A 17,731-nucleotide genomic window follows, 5' to 3' on the forward strand; every position below is an offset into this window, starting at 1 on the left:
GCCGCGGCCGCCCCGGCGCAGGCCACCGCGGCGCAGACCGCCTCCGTCCGCACCGGCCCGGCGCGGCAGACCCAGGCCTCGCGGACGGCCGACGCCTGCGCCCCGGCCCAGGTCGTCGCCAACGGCGGTTTCGAGAGCGGCACTTCGCCCTGGAGTCAGTCGCAGACCGGCCTGATCACCAACCGCACCGGCCAGACCGCCCACGCCGGCGGCTACTTCGCCTGGCTGAACGGCGTCGGCCGGACACACACCGACACGCTCTCCCAGAGCGTCACGGTCCCCGCCGGGTGCAGCACCGCCACCCTCACCTTCTGGCTGCACATCGACACCGCCGAGCAGACCTCCTCGGTCAGGTACGACACCCTGACCGCGAAGATCGGCAGCACGACGCTCGCGACGTACTCGAACCTCGACAAGAACACCGGGTACGTGCAGAAGTCCTTCGACGTCTCCGCCTTCGCCGGGCAGACCGTGACCGTCGCGTTCACCGGCTCCGAGGACTCCAGCCTCCAGACCAGCTTCGTCGTCGACGACGTCGCCCTCGACACCTCCGGCGGCACGGTCCCGCCGACGGACTCCACCCGGACCCCGGCCGCGCCCTCGTACACCGTGGACCTCAGCAGCGACGCGAGCGGCTTCGTGTGGACCGGCCACGAGACCGCCTCGTTCACCAACGCCTCCGCGACCCCGCTGAGCGAGGTGTACCTGAGGCTCTGGGACAACTACCACGGCACCTGCCAGGCCATGCCGATCACCGTCAGCAACGTCACCGGCGGCACCGCCGGAGGGCTCTCGGTCGCCTGCACCGCCCTCAAGATCGACCTGCCGGCCCCGCTCAACCAGGGCCAGAGCGCCACGATCGGCTTCGACCTGGCGATCACCGTGCCCAGCGGTGCGGACCGGTTCGGCCACGACGGGGCGTTCAGCAACATCGGCAACGCCCTGCCGGTGCTGGCCGTCCGGGACGGCGCGGGCTGGCACCTGGACCCGTACACGAACAACGGCGAGTCGTTCTACTCCCTGGCCTCCGACTTCAAGGTGACCCTGGACCACCCCAGCAGCCTGCTGGTGCCGGCCACCGGGACCTCCGTCGACACCCCCGGCGCGAGCGGACGTACGGTCACCACCGCCACCGCCTCCAAGGTGCGCGACTTCGCCTGGGGCGCCGGTCCGTTCAGCAAGATCTCGGGAACCTCGGCCGCCGGCACGCCGATCAACATCTACTCCGTGTCCGGGATCAGCGCGAGCGACGCCCAGTCCATGCTGACCACCGCGAAGAACGCGGTCGACGCCCACGCGGCGCGGTTCGGCGCCTACCCGTACGGCGAGCTGGACGCGGTCATCGACAACAACTACTGGTTCGGGGGCATGGAGTACCCCGGCTTCGTCCTCGACCTGGTGAGCACCACGGCGCTGACGCACGAGATCGGGCACCAGTGGTTCTACGGCATCGTCGGCGACGACGAGTACACGAGCCCCTGGCTCGACGAGTCGTTCACCGACTACGCCACCGACCTGGCGCTGGGCAAGACGGGCACGAACTGCTGGAGCGGCGTCTCGTGGGCTTCGTCGGCCGAGAAGATCACCAACTCGATGGCCTACTGGGACGCGCACTCGTCACGGTACTCGACCGTCGTGTACGGCTACGGCAAGTGCGCCCTGCACGACCTGCGGCGCCAGCTCGGCGATAGTGTGATGGCCAAGCTGCTGAAGGACTACGCCACTTCGCACTGGTACGGCGTCTCGACGACGGCCGAGTTCAAGGCGGCCGCCCAGGCCGTTTCGGCCACGGACCTGACCTCGTTCTGGACGCAGCACCGCATCGAGGGCTGAGGCAGGAACGGTCCGCCGGGGTCACGCACCCCGGCGGGCCGGCACGACAGACAGCGGAAGTCATCCGCGGGACGGGGAGCGTCGTAGTTGATCTCTGTGGGTACGGTGGCGGCCCTGCGCCGGTATCCGGTGAAGTCCATGCTCGGCGAGGATCTCGCGTCGGTGGCGGTGACGCGGGCGGGCCTGTCCGGGGACCGGACGTACGCGGCGCTCGACGAGGCGGGCGCGGTCGGCAGCGCCAAGCACCCGCGCAAGTGGGGGCGCCTGCTCGGCTGTCGCAGCCGGTGGGCCGGGGGCGCCGTCGAGGTGGAGCTGCCCGACGGGGAGGTGCACACGGTCGGCGATCCCGATCTGGATGCCCGGCTGTCCAAGCTGCTGGGCCGTCACGTCTTCCTCTCGGCGAGCCCGCCGGAGCACGGCACGCTGGAGCGTGCGGTGCCGGACTACGAGGGCGGCGTCCCGGATGCCCTGCGGGCGACGGCGTCCGTGGACGGCACCGGCGAGAGGATCACGGTGGGCAGGGCGGCGCCGGGAACGTTCTTCGACTACGGCCGGGTCCACCTGGTCACCACCTCCACCCTGGCAGGACTCCGATCCGCCCACCCCGCCGGGGACTTCGACCCGCGCCGGTTCCGGCCGAACCTGGTCGTCGACACCGGTGCGGCGCCGGCCTTCACGGAGGACACCTGGCAGGGCCGCCGGTTGCGCGCGGGCGAGGCCCTCTTCCGCGTCCTGGTGCCCACACCCCGCTGCGTGGTCCCCACCCTCGGCCACGACGAGCTGAAGGCCGACCCCGGCATCATGCGCGCGATCGCCCGTGAACATCGCATCCCCGTCTTCGACCTGGGGCGGCTGGCCTGCCTCGGGGTGTACCTGGAGGTCCTCGAACCCGGCACGGTCCGGCTGGGCGACTCGTTCACACTGCCGGACGGACCGTGACATCGGAGCCTCACCCCTCTGATGGTGCCGCACCGGAGTCAGGGGGGCGGTGGCAGTGCCGGCCGGCGGAAGGCGAGCAGGGCCGCCGCGATCTTCACCCCGGTGGAGATCGTCAGGGCCTGCAGGAACGGCATACCCATGAGCCACAGGGCCACCATCATGACCGTGAGGACCAGGAACGCGGGCAGCAGACGGGTCCGCACGATCGCCGCCCTCAGGTGCCCGGCCCTGCTCCGCTGCGGAGCGGCCGGCCCCGTCGGGCGTGCGGCGAGACCCTCCTCCTCGGCTTGCGGCATCGGCGACTGCCCTTCCCTCGTGCCGGTCCCCGAGGACGAGCCTCCGCCGCGCCCCGCCGGACCGCCACCGCTGCCGCCCTCCCCCGCCGCCATTCGACGTACAAGTTCACCTCACCGGGCCAGACCGGGGACGCCGGGAATAGTCCCGCACGGTCGTGCGGCTGTCATGGACGATCACCACCACGCTACAGAAGGGCCCCTGAACATGAACCAGTTGACGCCCGCTCCGCTGCCCCGCGGGACCAAGGTGTTGTCCATCGGCCTGCACCCCCGCGCGCTGGACTACAGCCGTCTGCCCGAGGGGCTGGACGAGACCGTGCTGACCGCCCGGATCGAAGCCGGCAACGCCGCCCTGCTCGATGCGGGTCTCGACGCCGTCCTGTGCCTGATCGACGCGGCACCGGAGCAGGCCGAGGCCGCGATTCGCCGCCACCTGCGGGACGGCGACTTCGGGCTGGCGATGGTCGGCGGGGGCATACGCATGCTGCCCGAGCACACCCTGCTGTTCGAGCGGATCGTCGGGGTCCTCACCGAGGCCGCACCGGGCATCCGGCTGTGCTTCAACTCCTCTCCCGAGGACACCATCGACGCCGTGAGGCGCTGGATCCGGGTGTGACCCGGGAGTTGCCCCGTCCGTGACCGGCCGGTCGCCGCCCGGGACCGTCAGCCCACGAGGACAACGGGGTCGAGGAAGCCGCGGGAGAATGCGGACCGTGCGACGCATCGAGTTCTTCACGTACGGGGTGAACCGCCGGTGGGGCATCCGGGTGGACGGGACGGACCTGCGGGAACCGCTGGTCGAGGCCGTCCGGCCGGCGTGGGAGGCCGAGGAGTTCTTCCGCGAGAAGTCCCCGCAGGAGGCGGAGGAGTTCCTGCGGCACCAGTACGGCGGCCTGACCGCGCTCGACTTCGGCGAGGGAGACGACCGGGCCGCGCGGCACTTCCTGGGCGAGGGGCGGGGTGAGCTGTGGGACGGGGCGACCGGGACGACGGTGGTCCTGGGCTGCGTGTGCGGGGTGTGGGAGTGCGGGCCGCTCTACGCGCGCATCGACGCCACCGCCGACACCGTGACCTGGTCCGGGTTCCGGATGCCGTACCGGGCGGCGGGGGACGTGCTGCCCCTCGGCCCGTACGTCTTCGACCGCGGCGCCTACGAACGCGCAGTGAACCACCCCGGCCACCTGGCACGGGATCCCTGGGCCTAGGGTCTGTCGCCTGCGCCGCGTGCGCGTCTCAGGGTTCGCGCCGCCCGTCCTCCACCAGCTCGACCGGACAGACATCCGCGGCCCCTTCCGGCTCCCGGGACGGCGCCGGCGGGCCGGTGAACCGGGCGTGGGGCGAGGTGTCGCGCAGGCGGCGGTCGAGGAGGACCACGGAGGTGAACTCCGCGGGTCGCCGCGGGCCGCTTCCCCCGATGCCGGACAGGAGCGCCGCCAGACCCCGTTCATGGGCGGCGAAGACACGGGGTGACGTCAGGCGCCGACGGGCACGCTGCCCCGACAGGGCCTCCTGGACCCCGACGTCGAGGAGGACCATGTGCGCCGGCCGCCCCGTACGGTCGGCGCTGCGCGCGAGCCACCGGCGCAACCAGGTCCGGGTGCCGCAGTCGTGGATGAGCAGCGGAGCGGAGCCCCGCATCGCCGTGCGGACCCTGCGCATGTGGTGCAGCCGCGCCACGGGCCGGTACACGGCGTAGGGAAGCCAGGACGGCATGACCGCCTCGCAGGCGGAGCGCGTGGTCCGCGGGTCCAGAACGGTTCCCGAAGGGGCCCAGGCACGCAGCAGGGTGCTCTTCCCGCTGCCCGGGAGACCGGCTATGACGACGACCGCGTTCTGCGGGTAGGACAGGCATATCCCCGCATCGGTCCGCCCGCGCAGGTCGACGATCCCCCGGGGGGTGACGTGACGGACGGCTCGGTGTCCAGGGTCCACGGTGGACTTCGCGTTCTTCACGTCAGGGCCGGCCTCGGACACAGCGGACCGTACATCGTGCTTCGACTCCCTGCCAGGTGGTGGACCGCGCCGGATGCGGCAGCGGCGGGTATGAGACTGATCAGAATGTCACAACGGCCGGGCGCAGTCCCCACAAGGGACGGTCACGGAAATGCCTAAATTGAGCAATACCCCACGTCTTGAGTCCTGGGGTCGGCGCGGCCACCGCCACACATGATCCACTCCCGTGCGCACGGCCGGGTTCGTACCCTGGGGGCATGCGTATGCGCCCCACCCTGCACTGGACCCCCACGGAGGACCTGCCGCCGGGCACCACGGACCTGCAGCCGGTCGCCGATGCGCTGCGGGCCGGCGGTGTGCTGGTGCTCAGCGGGGCGGGCCTCTCCACCGAGTCCGGCATCCCCGACTACCGCGGCGAGGGCGGGAGCCTGAGCCGGCACACCCCGATGACCTACCAGGACTTCACCGCCAGCGCCGGGGCCCGGCAGCGGTACTGGGCGCGCGGTCACCTCGGCTGGCGCACCTTCGGCCGGGCCCGGCCCAACGCCGGGCACCGGGCCGTGGCCGCGTTCGGGCGCCACGGCCTGCTGTCGGGTGTGATCACGCAGAACGTCGACGGTCTGCACCAGGCCGCCGGCAGCGAGGACGTCGTCGAGCTCCACGGAAACCTGGGGCGGGTCGTCTGCCTCTCCTGCGGGGCCCGCAGCCCGCGCCACGAACTGGCACAGCGGCTGGAGGAGGCCAACGAGGGCTTCGAGCCCGTGGCCGCCGGGATCAACCCGGACGGGGACGCCGACCTCACCCAGGCCCAGGTCGGGGACTTCCGCGTGGTGCCGTGCGCGCTCTGCGGGGGCGTCCTCAAGCCCGATGTGGTGTTCTTCGGCGAAGCGGTTCCGCCGCGGCGCGTCGAGGAGTGCCGCAGGCTGGTGCGGGAGGCCGCCTCACTGCTGGTCCTCGGATCGTCGCTGACGGTGATGTCCGGGCTCCGGTTCGTCCGCCAGGCCGCCGAGGCCGGAAAGCCGGTGCTGATCGTCAACCGGGACCGGACCCGGGGCGACCGGCACGCCGTCACCCGGGTCGCGCTCCCGCTCGGGACGGCCCTCAGCACGGTCGCCGACCGGCTGGACGTCCCGGTCGAGGACCGGGCGGGCGACTGACGCTGCCACCTGGCCCGGACGGCCGGGTCAGCCCGTCGCAGGACGGTCGGGCAGCCGGGTGCCGCAGCCCGAGCAGTAGCGGGCGTCGACCTCTATCGCGTGGCGGTGGCAGCGCGGGCAGACCAGGTGCAGGCCGCACGGCACGGGCGGGGTCGCCGGGCCTGCCGGGGCAGCCGGGGCTGTCGGAGCTGCCGGGCCTACCGGGGCCGCCGCGGCTGCCGGCTCAGCCGGCGCAGCCGGGGTGATGGTCATCCCCCGGCGCTTGCGGTGGACGGTCAGCACGACCAGGCCGTTCGGGCCGGCCAGCAGGGCCCGGGCGGCGCCGCGCGGCAGCAGGGCCAGGAAGCCGGGCGACAGGTGCGACTGGGTGCCGTCGAGGGTGAGGATGCCCGTGCCCGAGACGACGACCAGCATGACGTCGACCTCGTCCTCGGTGTACTCCGCTCCCCCGGTGCCGGGCAGATGACGCACCAGGTTGCCGTCGAGCTGCCGGTCGACGCCCCGCAGCCGCCACAGGGCCCCGCTCTGCCCCTCCACGGCCCCCGCGAGCAGCCCCGCGACGGTCGCCGTCTGCGGCTTGTGCTCCACCTCCATCAAGGCGCCCTCTCCACGTCCGGCCCGCATTGCACCCCTCATGATCCCGCACCCTCGCCCCCGCGCGGGACCGGGACGGTCGTGCGTCACCGTCGCGGGGGGCGTGCGAACACCTGCACCCCCGCGCCCGGCCTTCCGCGGGACCGCGACGGGCCCGATCCGTAACCCGCCCGGAGCCGGTCCGTTGTAGCTCGCACAAGGTCATCTCACGAGTGCGAAGGCAGAGTCCATGACGAGCAGCACGTCCGCCGCCCCCGCCATCGGCCGCATCCTGACCGCGACGGCGCTCACCGCCGCGCTGGCCCTGGGAGCCGGGACGGCGGTGGCCGCGGGTCCCGCCGACGAGGGCTGGAAGGGAGAGGGCGGACTCGCCCTGAACGCCGCCGACAACGCCGAGGTCGACGCCTACGCCGACCGGGCGAAGCGGGCCGAGGAGGCGATCGGCACGGACGTGCGCGCCGCCGCCCTCGTCTCGGGTGCGGAGCTGATCGGCTACGAGCACCGCCTCAAGTCCCCCGACTCCCTCAAGCGGAAGGTCGCCACCTCCCTCAAGGAGCACCCCGGCCAGACGGTGGACGCGGCCCTGGCCGGGCTGACCGACGCCGTCAGGTACACCCTCCAGTGGCCGGACGGCACCTACACCGAGGGGGTGGCCGCCGCCTCCGCCGTCCTCTCCGCATGGGGCAACGACAACACCAAGTGGTCCAACACCTGGGGCCGGAGCAGTGGCTACAAGGGTCTCAACACCGGCTGGCGCGCGCCGCGTTCCGGGCAGCTCTTCGAGGTCCAGTTCCACACCCCCGCCAGCAAGCACGCCCAGGAGGTCACCCACCTGCTGTACGAGGAGCAGCGTCTGCCGTCGACGACCCCGGCCCGGAAGAGGGAGCTCCAGGCCCGGCAGGACGCCGAGTTCGCCGCCGTGCCCGTACCGCGGGGCGCCGAGCGGCTGAACCCGCCCGCCCCGCTCCCCGTCCCGGCAGGGCGCTGACCCGGCGAACCAGGGGCGGCTCGTCAGCTCGTCAGGGACCGGACCGCCTGCCGCTCCAGGTCCAGGCAGCGGTCCACGCGCTGCGCGCACGCCTCGAAGAGGTCTCGCCGTTCACCCGGGCCGGCCTCCGGGGCCGCGTCCCGGGCCAGTGCGGCCAGCTCCGACCAGTGGCCGGCGGACTCCCTGAAGAGCGCGGCGGCCTCCGGACGCCCGACGAGGTCGAGGAAATCGGCGTAGAGCGGGCGCGTCGCACCCGGGGCCGTCCAGTTCTCCTCCAGGCAGGCGTACAGCCGCCCGGTGCCCGCCCGGAAGGCCTCCGGCGTGCTGCCGAACCGGCGTTCCCAGCCGGCGTCGGTGCTGTCGTCGCGCAGCTGCGCGGCGAGCTTCTCCATCCCGCTGAACCCGAAGTTGACGTCGAACTCGTTGCCCAGGACCGGCCCGGTGAGGTGCAGGACCGTGGAGGCGATCGCCCCTTCCACGTCCGGCTCCCCCTCGGCCGGTCCGGTGGGCACGATCAGCTGGTGGCGGCCCTTGCGGTGCGCGGTCCAGGCGGCGCCGAACCGCTCGCGGTCGATCCGGTACGGGGTCTCGGCGCCGTCCTCGACCAGCAGGTCGTCGCCGTCGTACCCGGCGATGACGACGGTGTGCGGGTCGGTGCCGGTCATCTCGGCGTCCGGGTCGGGGCCGTGCCAGGGCAGGGACGAACGGTCGACCACGCAGAAGGCGGGCTGCCCGGCGTCGAGCGCGGCACGGACCCGGCCCCAGCGGGGGTTCATCGCCCGGGTGGCCTCGTACGGAACCCCGAGACGGCCGAGCGCGACCTGCACCCAGGGCTCGGGATGGGCCTGGGCCACGATCGAGACGATGGGCAGCCTGCCCTCGTACGCGAAGACGAAGTACATGAAGCCGATCCCGCCGGCCAGGCCGGCCACGAGCTCCTCGTCGTGGACGCTGCCCAGGGCGTGGCGGATCAGCGAGGCCTCCCGGTGGCGCCGGGTGCCGAAGTCTTCGTATACGAGCACGGTCATGCGGTCACCCTAACCTCGGAAAGGCCAGCTCAACGCATCGTGGAGCGGCCCTCCGGGGTTCGGGGCGTTCGGACTCCTGAAGCCGGGGTCCGAAGGTCCGAGGAAACTGTCCGGGTAGCAGAACGTGGTGCGCGCCGGCGTGCCGGCCGTCAGCCGGAAGTGGGCGGAGCCGAACCGCGGGGCCCCGCCGACGGGCTTGCGGCGGAAGTTCAACGATCCGTAGACGGGGCGCTCGTGCGGGGTGGCGTCGTCATGGGCCCCGTCGAAGATCCGGCTCTCCCAGCGCCAGCGGTCGCCGCCCGGATGCGCGGTGAGTCCGCCGTTGCTGGTCCCCGTGACGAACTGCGAGCGGTAGAAGCCGTCTTCGGCCATGGCGTCCAGGATCGGCCTGCCGTGCAGCGTGTCCGGTCACGGCCGGCGCCTGACCGGTTCCCCGAGCAGCGCCGTCAGCTCCGCCTCGACGGCTGCGAGCAGGGAGGGACCCCAGACGGTCAGGGTCTGCTCCCAGGGGTGCCCGAAGGTGCCCAGGCGCAGGTCATGGGTGAGGTGGAGGTAGTAGTCGCCGTCGGGGTAGGTGCCGAGTCCCGGGACGGGGGGACGGCCGGGGATGCCGACGCGTCGGGGGTCGTAGCGGTAGCCGTTGTGCTGCCAGTCCAGCCAGTACACGAACTCCCCGGGCCCGGTGGCGGCGAGCAGTCCGCGCCGGACGATCGCGTCGAGCTCGCCGGGGAGGTCCGGGACGAGCCGGTGGTGGGAGTGCAGGTTCCATACGGCCGAGGGGGACGGTTCTGTGATCGCGGGCCGGTGGGTCATGCTCGGCTTGAAGGCGAAGTCCGCGGAGAAGCGGTCCCACAGCGGCCCGTCGTCGTGCAGCCAGTCGAGGAACCGCGCGGGCCGGCTGGTCTCGGGAGTACCCGGCGGGCTCCAACGGTAGGAACGTACGGTGGTGGCCTCGGTGAAACCGGCCTCCAGCAGCCGCTCGCGCAGCGCGCCCCCGGCTTCCGCGAGGAGCGCCGTACCCCGCCGGCGCCTGCGCCACTCGTCGGTACAGGCCTTGACGAAGTCCGGGTCGTCGCGGGTCAGGCCTCCGACGACGGCGAAGGGACGGCCCGCGTCGGCGTGCATCCACGCCACGGCGACGGCGCGGCCGTCCTCCAGCAGGACCTCGGTGAACACGTCCCCGTCATCCGAGGCGCCGTCCGCGGTCATCTCCGCGTACGGCATCGCGTGGGGGCCTGCCGAGCCGGCGGCCACCTCCCACGCCCGCTCTGCCTGATCCCTGACGTCGTACAGGTTGTGCACCCCGTGGCGGGGCGGCTTCGCCGCGTGCTCGGGCACCCCGGACGACAAGGGCCCGTCCTCCTCGCGCACCGGACCGGCAACCAGTACCCGGCGTGCCGGGCCCGCGTCGAACCCCGCCGCCGCGAGGGCCGGGCCCAGCTCCGGCGAGTCGTGACCGTACACCTTCCAATCCACCGGTTCGCCGCGCTCCGCGAAGGCCTCCTGCTGCCGGCGCACCAGCGCGGCGAGGCCGGTCCGCTCGGCGAGCGAGGCGTGCTCGACCGTGCCGTGCGTCCCGTAGTGCCGGCGCACGACCGGCCCGTCGGCCTCGACCACCACCCCGGCCGGATGCCACGCGGGAACCCGCCCGCGCAGCCGGTTCCACTCCGCCCACCGCCCACCCATGTCCATGATCGGGAGCCTAGACGGGCCGAAAGGGCGGCGAGCCACGGGGCGTCCGGGCCGGGGCCGTCCTAGCGTGAAACCATGGCACTGGACTGGAACACACTCCTCGTCGACCAACTCGACTGGCACTGGCGGCACCAGCTGCGCGGGCGTCTGGACGGCCTCACCGACGACGAATTCCTCTGGGAGCCCGTCCCGGACTGCTGGAGCGTGCGCCCGCGCGGCACCGGCACGGCCCCGGTGCAGGCCGGCTCCGGGGACTTCACCATCGACTGGGCCTATCCGGAGCCGGTTCCCGCCCCGGTCACCACGATCGCCTGGCGCCTCGGGCACCTCCTCGTGGGCGTGCTCGGCGCGCGCAACGCCTCACACTTCGGCGGACCGCCCGTGGACTACATGACGTACGTCTACCCGGGGACGGCCGCGGAAGCACTGGACCGGCTCGACGCGGCGTACGCACGCTGGACCACCGGGGTGCGCGCCCTCGGCGAGGAGGGCCTGGTCCGGCCGTGCGGCGAGGACGGGTACGAGAAGGAGCCGATGGCGGCCCTCGTCCTGCACATCAACCGCGAGATGATCCACCACGGGGCCGAGATCGCCCTGCTCAGGGACCTGTACGCGCACCGGGCCGGATAGGCCGTCCGGGTCACGGGGTTTCGGCCGGGGCGAAGCGGAGGGGATGGGACACCGAGTGCGGGCCGCGGACCCGGGTCCCGAACACGACCACCTCGCAGCCCGGCGCGACACGGCAGTCGACCGTGCGCCCGTCGTTGGCGGTGAAGGTCGCCGAGAGCACGACCGTCTCGTCCAGCCGCCCCTGGTCGGTGGTGGCCGGCGGGCGGCCGCGGGTACGGCAGCCGGTGGCCTCCGTGGAGCCGGCGGGGCACTCCAGGACCACCGAGTGGTACTGCGGCTCGTACCCGCGCCCGGTGACGTGCACGGACTGGCCGTCCACCAGCCCCTCGGACGGATCCACCCGCACGGTGGGAGCCGCCTCCAGCGCACCGCGCGGCCGGAAGCTCAGCGGGACGGTGGTGAGGACGGCGCCGGCGTTGTCCGTCAGGGCCAGCCGGCAGGGGTTCTCCGCGGTCGCGGTACGGCAGTCGAAGGTGCCCGTCCCGGTGGCGAGTTGTGCGTAGAGCTTCTTCGGCGACACCGGCAGGGTGCCGTCCGGCAGCACGCGGAACTGCCGCGCGGTGTCCTTGTCACAGGCCCCCGCCACCGTGTCCGGGGCGCACACCTCGACCCATACGTACGCCTTGGCCGGGCCTCCCTCGACCGAGAAGTCGACGATGTCCCCGTCGCGCAGCCCGGTGGTCCGCTTCACGATCAGCTGCGGAGCGGCGGGCACGGCCTCCGCCGCCCCGCCTGCGGCCAACCCGGCCCCGGCCAGCGCCACCACGAGCCCCGCCCGCCCGAATGCCCCCCAGAACCCCATCGCTGCCCCCTCCTGCTGCGCCTGTCAGGTCGATGGGATCCTCCTGGCTCCCGGCCTCCCCGGCAAGGACGCGTTCAGGCCGCGCCGGTGACGCGTTCAGCGGGCCACGCGGTAGCGGAGGCGGACGACCCCCGAAGGGAAGGTGCGGCTCTCGACGAGTTCGAGGTCCACCCGGCGCTCGCTCCGGGGGAAGAACGGAATGCCGCCGCCGACCAGGACCGGGTGGACCCTGGGCCGGTACTCGTCGATCAGATCGAGGGCGGCCGCCTGGGCGGCGAGCCTCGCGCCGCCGATCGCGATGTCGCCCTCCCCGGGCTCGGCCCGCAGCCGCTCGATCTCCTCCGCCAGGCCGCCGGAGGCCAGACGGGCCTGGCCCTGCACCGCCGACAGCGTCGTGGAGAACACCACCTTGGGGAGCGGCTTCCAGAGCGCGGCCCACTGGAGCATCGGGGCGTCGAGCGCCGGATCCTGGTCCGCCGTCTCCCAGTACAGCATCGTTTCGTACAGCCTTCGCCCCATCAGATGGACGCCGACCCCCCGCAGCTCGTCGGTGACGAAGCGGAAGAGATCCTCGTCGGGCGCCGTCCAGTCGAATCCGCCGTCCGGCCCGACGATGTAGCCGTCGAGCGAGATGCCCATCGAATACGTCACGCTGCGCATCGGACGTCCTCTCCGGCCACGGGCTCGACGCCGCGCGGACCGATGGCTTGACGGGATTCAGCCGGTGCCAGCATACGTTCGGAAGCCGCCGGACAGGCTCCCCCGCCGGTGTGGCGGATGGGGGGCAGACGAGTGATCACGGGGGTGGCGCGGGGCGGCACGTTCGCCGACTGCCCGTGCTGCTGGAGGCCCTCGCCTACGGCGGCGCGCTGGTCCTGATCCCGCTCACGTTCCTCTACGGGATCACGGGCATGCGAATGCAGCCGCTCTTCGTGGGGCCCGGCCACGGCCGTACGCGTCCGCTCCCCCGGACCGGCCGCGGATCGGCCGACCGGCCTTCTGCCGGGCCCCAGCTGACAGGTCATCGGTCCCGATGTCAGAGGCCGGGGCCGTTCGGGTCATAGTGGTTCCCACAGGGGCGGCTTCCGCCCCGAACGTACGACACGGGGAGTTCCACCATGCACATCCACCGGAGCCGTTCCGCGGCCCTGGCCACCTTCCTCGGGCTCGCCCTGGGCCTGACCGCCTGCGAGGGCTCGGACTCCGCGGGCGAAGCGCTGAAGACGCCCACGACGAGCGCGAGCACGGGTACCGGGACGGCGGCACCCGCCACCGCCCCGACGCCGACGCCGTCCGCCAGCGAGGCCCCGTCTGCGGCCCCGAGCCCGACGCAGGCCGGGCCGGACGGCAAGGGCCCGGGCGGTGCCTCCGCCGGGCCGGGCACCGACGACAGCTACGCCTACACCCACCCCTGCTCCGCGCGGAGCATCACCGTCAAGGTCACCTCGCCTCAGGGCTTCCCCGCCACGGTCCGCATCATCACGGTGACCAACAACGGCTCCACCACGTGCGGGCTCGACCTGACCCCCGCCGTCGGCTTCAGCGCCAAGAACGCCGCCCTCGGTATCCAGGCGAGCCCTCCCGACGGCCTCGGCGGCGCGCCGGCGCACCCGGTCCGGCCCGGGGCCACCGCGTACGCGGCCGTGGACCTGAACCCCTCGAACGGCAACGGGCCCGTCGCCGACGAGATCAACATCGTGGCCGACCCGAGCCACATGCCGAACGCCGACCAGGTCAGCCTCCCGCTGGCCACCCCGCAGAGCGTCGCCCGCCCGAAGGTCGGCGTGTACCACTTCAGCGCCCGCGATTCGTTCAACTCCCTCTAGGTCTCCGGGCCGGACCGCGGGAAAATCCGTGCCGGTTCCGCCGTGCGGTGCTGCAGAATCACCGCATGGCGGACATGGACGTATTCCGGAACGCGGTCACCGGCTGGGCTGCGGCGGGCGGCCCCGACGGGCCGGCCCACGCGCCCGCCCCGGAGCCGAGGGTCACGACCGTGGTGCTGGTGGAGGGGCCCAGCGACCTCGCCGCCATCGAGACCCTGGCCGCACGCCTGGGCCGGGACCTGGACGCCAAGGGCGTCTGCGTCATCTCCATGGGCGGGGCGATGAACATCGGCCGCTACACCCGGCTCCTGGGCCCGCCCGGACTGGGACTGCGCATCACCGGGCTCTGCGACGAGCAGGAACTGCCGTTCTACGACCGCGCCCTCCGCCAGGCCGGCTCGCCCGGCGACGAGGTCTTCGTCTGCGTGCGGGACCTCGAAGAGGAGCTCATCCGCGCGCTGGGCGTCCCGAGGGTGGAGGAGATCATCGAGGCGGAGGGCGACCTCACCCCGTGGCAGACCTTCACCCGCCAGCCCGCGCAACAGGGCCGCGACCGGCACCAGCAGGTGCGGCGCTTCCTCGGCACCAAGAAGGGCCGCAAGATCCGCTACGGCCACCTCCTCGCCCGGGCCCTCGACCCCGGCCGGATACCCGCACCCCTCGACGCCCTCTTCACCAGCCTGCGGCCCGGCTCCGCGGACCGGCGGTACGCACCGGGCACCGGCCGGCCGGAACACGGCGGACGCTGATCCGGTGCACGGGCGGGCGGTCCAGTGACGGTGGAACCGTCTCGACAGGGCCTGCGCAGGCCCGTTACCGTCGATCAGTTTTGCGACAGGCGCACGCCGCGGGCGGGACGCGTCCCGCTGTCGCGGAGGACCGTGGGGGGACGGGTGGCTGATTTCGACGAGGAGACGGCCCTGGAGGTCAGGGGGCGGCAGGCCGACGTCGCCGCGGCCCTCGGGGCCCTGGACGGCCTGGAGGAGGACGACCCGCGGTATCCGGACGCGTTCGCGCGGCTGGTGCAGGCGGGCACCGCGCTGCTCGCGTACGAGGCGGAGGCGGCGGCCGTCCTGGAGCGGCAGCAGTTCGAGGCGAACACCCGGTCGTTCACGCTGGCGCTGGGGGCACACATGGCCTGTGCGCTGGTGGTGGGCACGGCCTCGGCGCTCGAATGGATCGGCGGGGGGTGGCTGTACTTCGCGATCGTCCAGTTCCTCCTGACCGGCGGGTTCTACGCGGCCGGAGAGGACCCGTTCCAGCATCAGCACCGGTGGCTGCGGAAGGCCGCCGCCGCCCTCGGAGTCGCGGTCGTGTCGGTCCTGCTGCTCGCCTTCGACGTGCTGCCCTGGTGGGGGTGGCTGCTTCCGGCGGTCGGCTGGTACTTCGCCTTCGGCCTGGCCATGAAGTCACGCGAGGCCGACGTGGCGCAGGAGCGGGCGTGAGCGGCAACCCGGGCGAGGAGCACGCCCGCCGGATCGACGCGCTCCAGCGCGGCCAGGACAGCCTCCGGGTGGACACGGAACGGGCCCTCTCCGACCTCACGTCGAAGCTGTCCGACGTCACCCGGGCGGTGGAGCGGCTGAAGGCCGGTGAGCAGAGCGCCACGCGACGCGCCAAGGGCTTCGAGGCCGAGCTGGCGGAGGCCAAGGAAGCGGCCGAGGTCCGGGCCGTGCAGCTGGAGAAGGCCCTCGCCTCGGCCAACACGGACGTGCAGTGGCTGGCCGCGCGGGTGGCCGCCCTGGAGCGGCACCTGCGGAACGCCGAGGGCGCCGCCGCCGTCGACCTGGACTCCGACCCGTCAGGAGAGCTGCGCGGCCTCGCCCTCACCATCGAGGAGGGCCTCACGGCCGAGGAGACCCTCTTCAGCGACCATGAGCGCAGCGTCCTCCGCCACCGGATCACCAGACACGAGCAGGCCCGCCAGGCCCTGGCCACGTACCGGGCGAGGGTGCGGGAGGCCGCGGCCGTGCTGGCGTCCACCGCGGCCGGCGATCCGGGCCGCAAGAAGGCCGAGGCGGCGTTCACCAGGGCGTCCCGGGCGGCGCAGAAGGGGCAGGGGCGGATCGCGGAGCTGACCGCGAACGCCCGGCGCGCCGAGGACGAGCTGGCGATGGACGACGCCGGGCGCGCGGCGTCGGCCGCGGTCGTCGAGGCCGGGCGGCAAGCCCACGCACAGCTGCGGGAGCGGCTGCGCGGCCGCCTGTCCGATGCCCTGGTCAGGGGCGACCTGCTGCCCCTGTGGTTCTCCACGACGCTCGGGCCGGCGGCTCCCCCGCACCGTACGGAGGCATGGCTGGAAACCGCTCTGGACGTGCTGGCCTACCGGGTGACCTACCGGATCACCGATCCCGTGCTCGCGCTGGGCGGTTCGCCCGACGGACGCGACGAGCCCCGCCGGGCGGCATGGTTCGACGGCCTGGGTCGGGCCCTGCGGGACTGGCGGTAGCCCGTACGCGGACCTGCCGCCCGCCCGGCGCGCGGCCCGCGGTGTCGGCCCTGTCGTGGGCGGAGGTGTTCACGGAGCGCGTGGCTGGCAGGTGGAGGATCTGGTGCTGGCGATCGCCCAACTCGCCCGCGAACAGCGGGACGAACGCGCTCCGACGTGGGCCCGGCACCTGTGGTCGGGCCCCGGCCGCCCGCCCGAGCTCCGCATCGGCGCCGGCCTCGCCTGGCTGTGCCTGGTCGACGAGCCCGTCCCCGACGAGCTCCGCGCCCTGCTGACCGATCCTCGGACCGACCGCCTCAGCGACCTGTTCCAGCGGGTGCCGTGGCTCCTGCCGGTCGACTCCACGAGCGGACTGCGCCGCTGCGTCCACGAGATGCTCACGCCGGACCTCCCCCGGAGCCGCGCCTGACGGCCGAGCCGAATCGTTTCCCCAGCTCAGGACGGCATCGGCGCGCGGACTCCTGGGGATCCTCATAGGAACTGACGGCTCCGGATACAGCATCCGCCACACCGTCACGCCTGGAGGCATCCCATGAGCACACCCCAGTGGCGGCAGCTCACCGACCACCTCATGAGCGTCCCCGAGCAGATCTACGAAGGCTGGAACAGCCGCGACGGCTGGGACAACTACACCCGGTGGGGAGAGGAGTTCGGCGAGAACGGCGTCGCCTGGTGCGTGATCTTCGACTGGTGCATGTACCACGACACGGGGCTCGACGCGATCGTGCCCAAGGTCGACAACGTGAGCGCCTTCACCGCATGGGCCAAGGCCCGCGACCAGTGGTCCGACTACCCCTCCGTCGGCGCCTGGGTCGACTTCGGCGACGGCGCGCACACCGAGATCGTCACCGGCTTCGACCCCGACACCGTCTACACCAAGGGCGGCAACAGCATCCAGGCCGGATCCGTCGACCGCGGTCAGGGCAACGGCGTCTGGTCGCACTCCAACCCGCGCCGCAGCAGCTACGTCACCGGCTACTTCGCCCCCCGCTACCCCGACGGCCAGTGCCCGCCCACCGCCGACCCCCACGATCCCCGCGGCGGCCCCGCCGTCGCCTCCTGGCGATGGACGCCCCCGGCGTCGGCCTTCGAGCCGTTCCCCGGCGCCGGGTTCTTCACCGCCGGCCGCCGCAGCCCGGTCATCGCCGCCCTGCACGAACGGCTCGTCGCCGTCGGCTGCGACCGCTACGAGAGTTCGGCGAACGCCGACGTCTGGGGATCCGGCGACGTCAGCTCCTACCGGGCCTGGCAGCGCAAGCTCGGCTACTCCGGCGCCGACGCCGACGGCATCCCCGGTCCCACGTCCTGGGCCAGGCTGAAGGTGCCCCGCGTCGGCACCGGGTGACCGTCCGCCGCACGCACCGGACGGTGTCCGGAGGACCCTCAACGCAAAGACGCCCGACCGGGAAGTCCCGTCGGGCGTTCTTGTGCGTGCGCTGCGTACTGCTCCACCGGTGGTTTAGTACCAGTGGTTGGCCTGCCAGAAGTTCCAGGCGCCGACCGGGCTGCCGTAGCGCTCGTTCATGTAGTCCAGGCCCCACTTG

At 73.2% G+C, this 17,731-nt stretch carries 20 protein-coding genes and 2 pseudogenes; 13 read left to right on the plus strand and 9 right to left on the minus strand.

The window, feature by feature from the left end:
- On the plus strand, positions 1–1,833 hold a 1,833-nt coding region (locus AB0F18_RS32875; protein WP_362067291.1), incomplete at its 5' end, for a M1 family aminopeptidase.
- A 96-nt stretch (positions 1,834–1,929) separates the two neighbouring features.
- Positions 1,930–2,772 carry an MOSC domain-containing protein gene (locus tag AB0F18_RS32880; protein ID WP_362067328.1) on the plus strand — a complete coding sequence of 281 codons (843 nt, stop codon included), beginning with the start codon at positions 1,930–1,932 and terminating at the stop codon, positions 2,770–2,772.
- Between the two features lie 38 nt (positions 2,773–2,810).
- Here the strand turns inward: AB0F18_RS32880 and AB0F18_RS32885 are convergent, their stop codons facing one another.
- The gene (locus AB0F18_RS32885; protein WP_362067293.1) at positions 2,811–3,068 is read right to left on the minus strand and encodes a hypothetical protein; all 258 of its coding nucleotides are present in this window, start codon (positions 3,066–3,068) and stop codon (positions 2,811–2,813) included.
- A gap of 205 nt (positions 3,069–3,273) precedes the next feature.
- Between AB0F18_RS32885 and AB0F18_RS32890 the strand changes: the two genes are divergently transcribed.
- Together AB0F18_RS32890 and AB0F18_RS32895 are read left to right on the plus strand one after the other, a co-directional pair.
- Positions 3,274–3,684, plus strand: coding sequence for a hypothetical protein (locus tag AB0F18_RS32890; RefSeq protein ID WP_362067295.1), 411 nt, complete (start codon positions 3,274–3,276; stop codon positions 3,682–3,684).
- 97 nt (positions 3,685–3,781) lie between these two features.
- Complete coding sequence (locus AB0F18_RS32895; RefSeq protein WP_362067297.1) at positions 3,782–4,273, plus strand: hypothetical protein; 492 nt, start codon at positions 3,782–3,784, stop codon at positions 4,271–4,273.
- 28 nt (positions 4,274–4,301) lie between these two features.
- On the opposite strand, the gene AB0F18_RS32900 is transcribed toward AB0F18_RS32895, so the two are convergent.
- Positions 4,302–5,042, minus strand: a complete 741-nt coding sequence (locus tag AB0F18_RS32900) for an AAA family ATPase (protein WP_362067299.1) — start codon at positions 5,040–5,042, stop codon at positions 4,302–4,304.
- 236 nt (positions 5,043–5,278) lie between these two features.
- On the opposite strand from AB0F18_RS32900, the gene AB0F18_RS32905 reads away from it, so the two are divergent.
- Positions 5,279–6,178 (plus strand): NAD-dependent protein deacetylase, encoded by a 900-nt coding sequence (locus AB0F18_RS32905; RefSeq protein WP_362067301.1) that lies wholly within the window; start codon positions 5,279–5,281, stop codon positions 6,176–6,178.
- 27 nt (positions 6,179–6,205) lie between these two features.
- On the opposite strand, the gene AB0F18_RS32910 is transcribed toward AB0F18_RS32905, so the two are convergent.
- Positions 6,206–6,772, minus strand: a complete 567-nt coding sequence (locus tag AB0F18_RS32910; protein ID WP_362067303.1) for a hypothetical protein — start codon at positions 6,770–6,772, stop codon at positions 6,206–6,208.
- Between the two features lie 229 nt (positions 6,773–7,001).
- On the opposite strand from AB0F18_RS32910, the gene AB0F18_RS32915 reads away from it, so the two are divergent.
- Positions 7,002–7,760, plus strand: coding sequence for an ATP nucleotide 3'-pyrophosphokinase (locus AB0F18_RS32915; protein WP_362067305.1), 759 nt, complete (start codon positions 7,002–7,004; stop codon positions 7,758–7,760).
- Positions 7,761–7,783: 23 nt separating this feature from the next.
- On the opposite strand, the gene AB0F18_RS32920 is transcribed toward AB0F18_RS32915, so the two are convergent.
- The 3 genes and pseudogenes from AB0F18_RS32920 to AB0F18_RS32930 all read right to left on the minus strand — a co-directional run bounded on the left by AB0F18_RS32920 (position 7,784) and on the right by AB0F18_RS32930 (position 10,480).
- Positions 7,784–8,788 (minus strand): BtrH N-terminal domain-containing protein, encoded by a 1,005-nt coding sequence (locus AB0F18_RS32920; protein ID WP_362067306.1) that lies wholly within the window; start codon positions 8,786–8,788, stop codon positions 7,784–7,786.
- 81 nt (positions 8,789–8,869) lie between these two features.
- A pseudogene (locus AB0F18_RS32925) lies at positions 8,870–9,187 on the minus strand (DUF3626 domain-containing protein); the annotation flags it as partial.
- Positions 9,188–9,196: 9 nt separating this feature from the next.
- The gene (locus AB0F18_RS32930; protein WP_362067308.1) at positions 9,197–10,480 is read right to left on the minus strand and encodes a DUF2716 domain-containing protein; all 1,284 of its coding nucleotides are present in this window, start codon (positions 10,478–10,480) and stop codon (positions 9,197–9,199) included.
- A 75-nt stretch (positions 10,481–10,555) separates the two neighbouring features.
- On the opposite strand from AB0F18_RS32930, the gene AB0F18_RS32935 reads away from it, so the two are divergent.
- Positions 10,556–11,110, plus strand: a complete 555-nt coding sequence (locus AB0F18_RS32935; RefSeq protein WP_362067310.1) for a DinB family protein — start codon at positions 10,556–10,558, stop codon at positions 11,108–11,110.
- A gap of 10 nt (positions 11,111–11,120) precedes the next feature.
- Here the strand turns inward: AB0F18_RS32935 and AB0F18_RS32940 are convergent, their stop codons facing one another.
- The gene (locus tag AB0F18_RS32940) at positions 11,121–11,912 is read right to left on the minus strand and encodes a neocarzinostatin apoprotein domain-containing protein (protein ID WP_362067312.1); all 792 of its coding nucleotides are present in this window, start codon (positions 11,910–11,912) and stop codon (positions 11,121–11,123) included.
- A 96-nt stretch (positions 11,913–12,008) separates the two neighbouring features.
- Entirely contained in the window at positions 12,009–12,572 is a 564-nt protein-coding gene (locus AB0F18_RS32945) for a dihydrofolate reductase family protein (protein WP_362067314.1), read from the minus strand.
- 458 nt (positions 12,573–13,030) lie between these two features.
- On the opposite strand from AB0F18_RS32945, the gene AB0F18_RS32950 reads away from it, so the two are divergent.
- The 6 genes from AB0F18_RS32950 (at position 13,031) to AB0F18_RS32975 (ending at position 17,532) form a co-directional block, all read left to right on the plus strand.
- The gene (locus tag AB0F18_RS32950; protein ID WP_362067316.1) at positions 13,031–13,738 is read left to right on the plus strand and encodes a DUF4232 domain-containing protein; all 708 of its coding nucleotides are present in this window, start codon (positions 13,031–13,033) and stop codon (positions 13,736–13,738) included.
- 65 nt (positions 13,739–13,803) lie between these two features.
- Positions 13,804–14,487: an ATP-dependent endonuclease gene (locus AB0F18_RS32955; protein WP_362067318.1), complete on the plus strand. Its 684-nt coding sequence runs from the start codon at positions 13,804–13,806 to the stop codon at positions 14,485–14,487.
- A 144-nt stretch (positions 14,488–14,631) separates the two neighbouring features.
- On the plus strand, positions 14,632–15,183 hold the full coding sequence (locus AB0F18_RS32960) for a hypothetical protein (protein ID WP_362067320.1): 552 nt from the start codon (positions 14,632–14,634) through the stop codon (positions 15,181–15,183).
- Positions 15,180–16,187 carry a CopG family transcriptional regulator gene (locus AB0F18_RS32965; RefSeq protein WP_362067322.1) on the plus strand — a complete coding sequence of 336 codons (1,008 nt, stop codon included), beginning with the start codon at positions 15,180–15,182 and terminating at the stop codon, positions 16,185–16,187. The genes AB0F18_RS32960 and AB0F18_RS32965 overlap by 4 nt, the downstream gene beginning before the upstream one ends.
- Before the next feature lie 103 nt (positions 16,188–16,290).
- A complete protein-coding gene (locus AB0F18_RS32970) occupies positions 16,291–16,596 on the plus strand; it encodes a hypothetical protein (RefSeq protein WP_362067324.1) in 306 nt (101 codons plus the stop codon).
- Positions 16,597–16,719: 123 nt separating this feature from the next.
- On the plus strand, positions 16,720–17,532 hold the full coding sequence (locus tag AB0F18_RS32975; RefSeq protein ID WP_362067326.1) for a peptidoglycan-binding protein: 813 nt from the start codon (positions 16,720–16,722) through the stop codon (positions 17,530–17,532).
- A 114-nt stretch (positions 17,533–17,646) separates the two neighbouring features.
- On the opposite strand, the pseudogene AB0F18_RS32980 reads toward AB0F18_RS32975, so the two are convergent.
- Positions 17,647–17,731, minus strand: a pseudogene (locus tag AB0F18_RS32980) (lytic transglycosylase domain-containing protein); the annotation flags it as partial.

The organism is Streptomyces sp. NPDC029216 (assembly GCF_040648015.1).
In the GTDB taxonomy this organism is placed as follows: domain Bacteria; phylum Actinomycetota; class Actinomycetes; order Streptomycetales; family Streptomycetaceae; genus Streptomyces.